Source organism: Nonomuraea turkmeniaca, from assembly GCF_005889735.1.
GTDB lineage: Bacteria > Actinomycetota > Actinomycetes > Streptosporangiales > Streptosporangiaceae > Nonomuraea > Nonomuraea turkmeniaca.
In genome coordinates this window covers 1-5,013 of sequence record NZ_VCKY01000410.1, presented here as the reverse complement: position 1 = coordinate 5,013, position 5,013 = coordinate 1, and the positions used below count along the sequence as shown (strand labels likewise).

At 71.3% G+C, this 5,013-nt stretch carries 6 protein-coding genes; 5 read left to right on the top strand and 1 reads right to left on the bottom strand.

The genetic code is table 11. From position 1 onward, the window contains the following. Positions 1–250: 250 nt before the first annotated feature. The 4 genes from ETD86_RS52525 to ETD86_RS52510 all read left to right on the top strand — a co-directional run bounded on the left by ETD86_RS52525 (position 251) and on the right by ETD86_RS52510 (position 4,274). The gene (locus tag ETD86_RS52525; protein ID WP_138674095.1) at positions 251–823 is read left to right on the top strand and encodes a TetR/AcrR family transcriptional regulator; all 573 of its coding nucleotides are present in this window, start codon (positions 251–253) and stop codon (positions 821–823) included. 55 nt (positions 824–878) lie between these two features. Next, on the top strand, positions 879–2,111 hold the full coding sequence (locus tag ETD86_RS52520; protein WP_138674094.1) for a Cmx/CmrA family chloramphenicol efflux MFS transporter: 1,233 nt from the start codon (positions 879–881) through the stop codon (positions 2,109–2,111). Then, a complete protein-coding gene (locus tag ETD86_RS52515) occupies positions 2,108–2,923 on the top strand; it encodes an MOSC domain-containing protein (RefSeq protein ID WP_138674093.1) in 816 nt (271 codons plus the stop codon). The genes ETD86_RS52520 and ETD86_RS52515 overlap by 4 nt, the downstream gene beginning before the upstream one ends. An 85-nt stretch (positions 2,924–3,008) precedes the next feature. Continuing rightward, the gene (locus ETD86_RS52510) at positions 3,009–4,274 is read left to right on the top strand and encodes an MFS transporter (RefSeq protein ID WP_246149498.1); all 1,266 of its coding nucleotides are present in this window, start codon (positions 3,009–3,011) and stop codon (positions 4,272–4,274) included. Between the two features lie 10 nt (positions 4,275–4,284). Here the strand turns inward: ETD86_RS52510 and ETD86_RS52505 are convergent, their stop codons facing one another. Continuing rightward, on the bottom strand, positions 4,285–4,785 hold the full coding sequence (locus tag ETD86_RS52505; protein WP_342779370.1) for a hypothetical protein: 501 nt from the start codon (positions 4,783–4,785) through the stop codon (positions 4,285–4,287). Between ETD86_RS52505 and ETD86_RS57710 the strand changes: the two genes are divergently transcribed. Further along, positions 4,772–5,013: hypothetical protein (locus ETD86_RS57710; RefSeq protein ID WP_211370887.1), on the top strand; the 242-nt coding region annotated here is incomplete at its 3' end. The two genes, ETD86_RS52505 and ETD86_RS57710, sit on opposite strands and share 14 nt — an antisense overlap.

Sequence of the window (5,013 nt, the reverse complement as noted above, 5' to 3'; positions counted from 1 at the left end):
ACCACACCGGCCACCGCGAGCAGGGCAGCATGATCCGCCGCTACATCGCCTGGCGAAACCGCAACACCGACAATCCTCGCCTACGCAGGATTGTCAAGAGGGCAAACGTGGCCTGACGCGGCACTAGCTATGCGGGGGGCAAGCCCCCCGCATAGCCCCAAACCCAACAACGAAGAGACATTCGTCCACACAGGGGCACGCGCCTCTCTGTATTGCACCAATCGTTCCAAAACGTGCTAGCGTGCGATGCATGGCGCGACCGAGGAAGTTCGAGGAGGAGTTGGCGCTCGAGGCGGCCATGCGCGCGTTCTGGACGGCGGGCTACGAGGCCACCTCGACGCAGGACCTGTGCGCGGCCACCGGGCTCGGGCGCAGCAGCATCTACAACACCTTCGCCAGCAAGCACGACCTGTTCAGCAAGGCGCTGCGCCACTACATGGACGAGCGCAACGCCGTGCTCGCCGAGCTGATGGACGGCGACCTGCCGGTCAGGGAGAAGGTCAGGACCGTGCTCTGGTGGGCGGTCGAGCCCGACCCGGAGGACCCCGCCGGCTGCCTGGTGATCAACTCGATGATCGAGCTGGCGCCGCGCGACCCGGAGGTGGCCGGGATGTTGCGGCGCGACAACGACAAGCGGCTCGCGATGGTGCGCTCGGCGTTCGAGACCGCCCGCTCACGGGGCGAGATCGACGCGACCAAGGACCCGCTCGCACTGGCGCGCTTCGTGGTCGCCACGGTCGGCGGGCTGCGCGTGATGGCCCGCAGCGGCGCCGACCGGGCCGCGCTCGAGTCCGTCGCGGGGACCGCGCTGAGCACCTTCTGACTTTTTCGCCCCCGCGTTTTGAACTGATCAATCTAAAACATGGAGGGAGTCCGCCATGCCGTTGGCGGTCTACATACTTGGCTTGTCGATCTTCGCTCAGGGCACTTCGGAGCTCATGCTGGCCGGGCTGCTCCCGGAGATGGCCGCCGACCTGGGCGTGTCCGTGCCGCAGGCGGGACTGCTGATCTCGGCGTTCGCGATGGGGATGCTGGTCGGCGCGCCGGTGCTGGCCGCGGTCACGCTGCGCTGGCCGCGCCGGACGGCGCTGCTGGCGTTCCTCGTGGTCTTCGTGCTGTCGCACGTCGTGGGCGCGCTGACGTCGAGCTACGGCATGCTGTTCGTGACCAGGGTCGTCGGCGCCTTCGTGTACGCGGGCTTCTGGGCCGTGGCCGCGAGCACCGTGATCGGCCTGGTGCCCGCGAACGCCCGCGGCAAGGCGATGAGCGTCCTCGCCGGCGGGCTGACCGTCGCCACCATCATCGGCCTGTCCGCCGGGACGGTCATCGGCCAGAACCTCGGCTGGCGGGCTGCGTTCTGGGCCGTCGCGGCCCTGTCGGCCCTCGCCGCCGCCGGCGTCCTCGCCACCATCCCGGGCGGCAGGCCAGGCACGAGCGGGACCGGCGCCGGGGACGCCAGGGCCGAAGACGTGACCTCCGTTTCGCGTCTCACCGATGAGTTGCGCTCGATGAACAGCCCCAGACTCTGGCTCTCCTACAGCACCACCGCGCTGACGACGGGCGCCCTCCTGGCCTCCTTCAGCTACCTGAGCGCGATGCTCGTCGACACCACGGGCCTGGACTCCGCGTGGGTGCCCGCCGTCCTGGCCCTCTACGGGGTCGGCTGCCTGATCGGCATCTCGATCGGTGGCAGGACCGCCGACGCCCGCCCGTTCCTCTCCCTCTCCATCGGCGTCACGGGCCTCGTCCTCGCCTCGGTGGCACTGGCCCTGGCGGCGTCCGTGCCCCTGCTCGCCATCCCGGTGATCTTCTTGCTGGGGGCCTTCGGCTTCGGCACCAACCCCGCGCTCAACACCCGCGTCTTCGCCCTGGCCAAGAACGCCCCGACGCTCGCCGCCGCCGTGAACGTCTCCGCCTTCAACGTCGGCATCACCGCCGGCCCGTGGCTGGGCGGCGTGGCCATCGGCGCGGGCCTCGGCTACCCGTCGGTCGCCTGGATCGGCGCCGCGATCGGCGTCGTGTCCCTCGCCACGGTGGCCCTCGCCGCCCGCGCGCACCGAGCGACCACCCCGGAGCCGGCTTCGGCCGGTGAGGTACGGTCGGCCGCATGAGGCTGGCGAGCATCCACTTTTACCCCGTCAAGTCCACCGCCGGACACGAGATCCACGAGGCCGAGGTGCAGCCCTGGGGCCTGGCGGACGATCGGCGCTACATGATCGTCGACGAGCGCGGCGGGATGCTGACCGCTCGGGAGCTGCCGCGCCTGCTGGCCTGCGTGGCCACGGTCGACCGCGGCACGCTCACGCTGACCGGCCCGCACGCCGCGCCGCTGCGCGTCGCCCCGGACGGCGTGACGTCCGCGATCGACGTGCGGGGCACGCTCATCGAGCTCACCGACTGCGGTGACGAGGCGGCACGCTGGTTGTCGGAGCTGGCGGGGCGGCCGGTCAGGCTGAAGTGGCTCGACGACCCGACCCGCCGCCCGGTCGACCCTGCGTACGGCCGCCCGGAGGACCGCGTCAGCCTGGCGGACGCGTACCCACTGCTGCTGACCTCCACCGCCTCGCTTGTCCAGCTCAACGACTGGATCGCCGAGGGCGCGCTGGAGCGCGGCGAGGAGGCGCCCGAGCCGCTGCCGATGCACCGCTTCCGGCCGAACGTGGTGGTCGACGGGGCCGGCACGCCGTTCGCGGAGGACGAGTGGAAGCGGGTGCGCATCGGGGCGGTCGACTTCCGGGTGACCAAGATCTGCGACCGGTGCGTGCTGACCACGATCGACACGGCCACGTACACCAAGGGCAAGGAACCCATCCGGACGCTGTCCAAGCACCGCAGGTGGGACGGCAAGGTCTGGTTCGGCATCAACCTGATCCCGGACGGGCCCGGCCGGATCGCGACAGGAGATGCCGTCACCATTCTCTGAAATGGCGCAGAAAAAGGGCCTTCCCTCAGCAAGGGGATGACTGTCCTCTTTGGGGTGATGTCGGGGGCTATGCGAGACTTCACACGTGACCAGCACCCCCACAAAGCCCGCTGTCTCCCCTTCTGACCGGATCAGAATCGTCCAGCGCCGCACCTTGGGCGTGTTGTCGGCCGCGCAGATCATGGGTGGCGTGGGGGTCGCCGTCGGGCTGGCGCTGAGCTCGGTCGTGGTCGACGAGCTGTCGGGCTCCACGGTCATCAGCGGCTTCGCCGGGACGGCCACCGTGCTCGGCGCGGCGCTGCTGGCCCTCCCGACGGCCAAGGCCTCCGGCAGGAGCGGGCGCCGCGCGGGCCTGTCACTGGCGTACGTGGCGGCGCTCGCGGGCTGTGTGATCTCGGTGCTGGCGATCAGCCTGCGTTCGTGGCCGCTGCTGTTAGCGGGGCTGGTGCTGGTGGGCGGCGGCACCGCGGGGGGCCTGGCGGCGCGGTACTCGGCGACGGACCTGTCGCCGAAGGGCCGCTCGGCCAGGCACCTGTCGCTGGTCGTGTGGGCCTCGACCATCGGCTCCGTGGCGGGCCCCAACCTGGCCAGGCCCGCCGACCAGATCGGCATGCGACTCGGGCTGGTGGAGAAGGCGGGGCCGTTCGCGTTCGCGGCGCTGGCGTTCGCGATGGCGCTGATCGTCGTCATCGTCTTCCTGCGGCCCGACCCGCTGACGCTGGCCCGGCGGCTCACCGGCGCCGGAGATCCCGGCTCGGCGCGCCACCACACGGTCAGGACCGCCTGGCAGACCCTGCGGACCACCCCGATGACCCGCCGGGCGCTGGTCATGATCGCGGTCAGCCACACCGCGATGGTGTCCATCATGTCGATGACCCCGGTCAAGCTCCACCACGACGGCTCGAACCTGGAGGTCATCGGGCTCGTGATCAGCCTGCACATCGCGGGCATGTACGTGCTGTCCCCCGTCGTGGGCTGGCTGGCCGACAAGGCGGGCAAGGTGCCGGTGCTGGTGCTCGGCATGGCCCTGCTGCTCGGCGCCGCCGCCCTGGCCGGCACGGCGGGGCACCGGGTGTGGCAGGTGACGGCCGCGCTGGTGCTGCTCGGCCTGGGCTGGTCGTGCGGGCTGGTGGCCGGCTCCGCCCTGGTCACGGAGTCGGTGCCGATCGACCGCCGCCCCGGCGTCCAAGGGCTGTCCGACCTGCTGATGAACGTCTGCGGCGCCGCGGGCACGATCGTGGCCGGCGTCATCGTCGGCGTCCTGTCCTACGGCGCCCTCGGCCTGGGCGTCGGCGTCATGGTCGCCCTCGCGGGCCTGTGGCTGGCCGCCACCCACTACCGCACCGGCTGACCCGCCCCGGTCACTTGGCGTCGGCGTAGCAGGCCACCGCGACCGCCTCCATCGGAAAACGCACCGGCGTCCGCCCGAACAACAGCATGCTGGCCTCCTCCGCCGCCGCCGACACGGCCGCCATCACCTCCTCGGCCTGCGCGATCGGGCAGTGCACCATCACCTCGTCATGTTGGAAGAACACCAGCCGCGCGGGCGGAGGCAGCAACCCGCGCAACACCGCGAGCAGTGCCAGCGCCCACTCGGCGGCCGTGCCCTGCACCACGAAGTTGCGCGTGAACCGCCCCCGGTCCCTGGCCGCGCGCCCGCCCTCGGGCCCCGACACCAGCTCCTTCCACCGTGACGAGGGCGGCGGCGAGGTGCGGCCGAGCCAGGACCGCACGAGCCGCCCCTCCTCCCCCGCCTTGGCCGCGTCCTCCACGAACTGGTAGGCCTGGGGAAAGCGCTGCCGCATCATCGCCAGCAGCTTGGGGGCGTCGCCGCTGGTGCCGCCGTACATGGCGGACAGCATCGCGATCTTGGCGTTGTCCCGCTCCCCGCCGAAGGACTGCGCCGGCGCTCCTGATCGTGTTCTGCCTGACCGGCTGCCGGTCGCCGAAGGTGAGCCGCAACCACGTTCGCACCCGGCGATCGTCTCCGTCGAACCGCGCGGCGGCGACCCCTCTGAGCACTCTCTCGTAGTGTTCGGACAGCGCCACGTCGGCGTATTGGTGCACGTCCCTCGTGGTGATCTCGGTGG

Excerpts from the sequence above, each read along its gene's own strand:
- ETD86_RS52505 (WP_342779370.1), bottom strand. The coding sequence starts at position 4,785 with ATGCTGTCCGCCATGTACGGCGGCACCAGCGGCGACGCCCCCAAGCTG.
- ETD86_RS52520 (WP_138674094.1), top strand. The coding sequence starts at position 879 with ATGCCGTTGGCGGTCTACATACTTGGCTTGTCGATCTTCGCTCAGGGC.
- ETD86_RS52515 (WP_138674093.1), top strand. The coding sequence starts at position 2,108 with ATGAGGCTGGCGAGCATCCACTTTTACCCCGTCAAGTCCACCGCCGGA.
- ETD86_RS52525 (WP_138674095.1), top strand. The coding sequence starts at position 251 with ATGGCGCGACCGAGGAAGTTCGAGGAGGAGTTGGCGCTCGAGGCGGCC.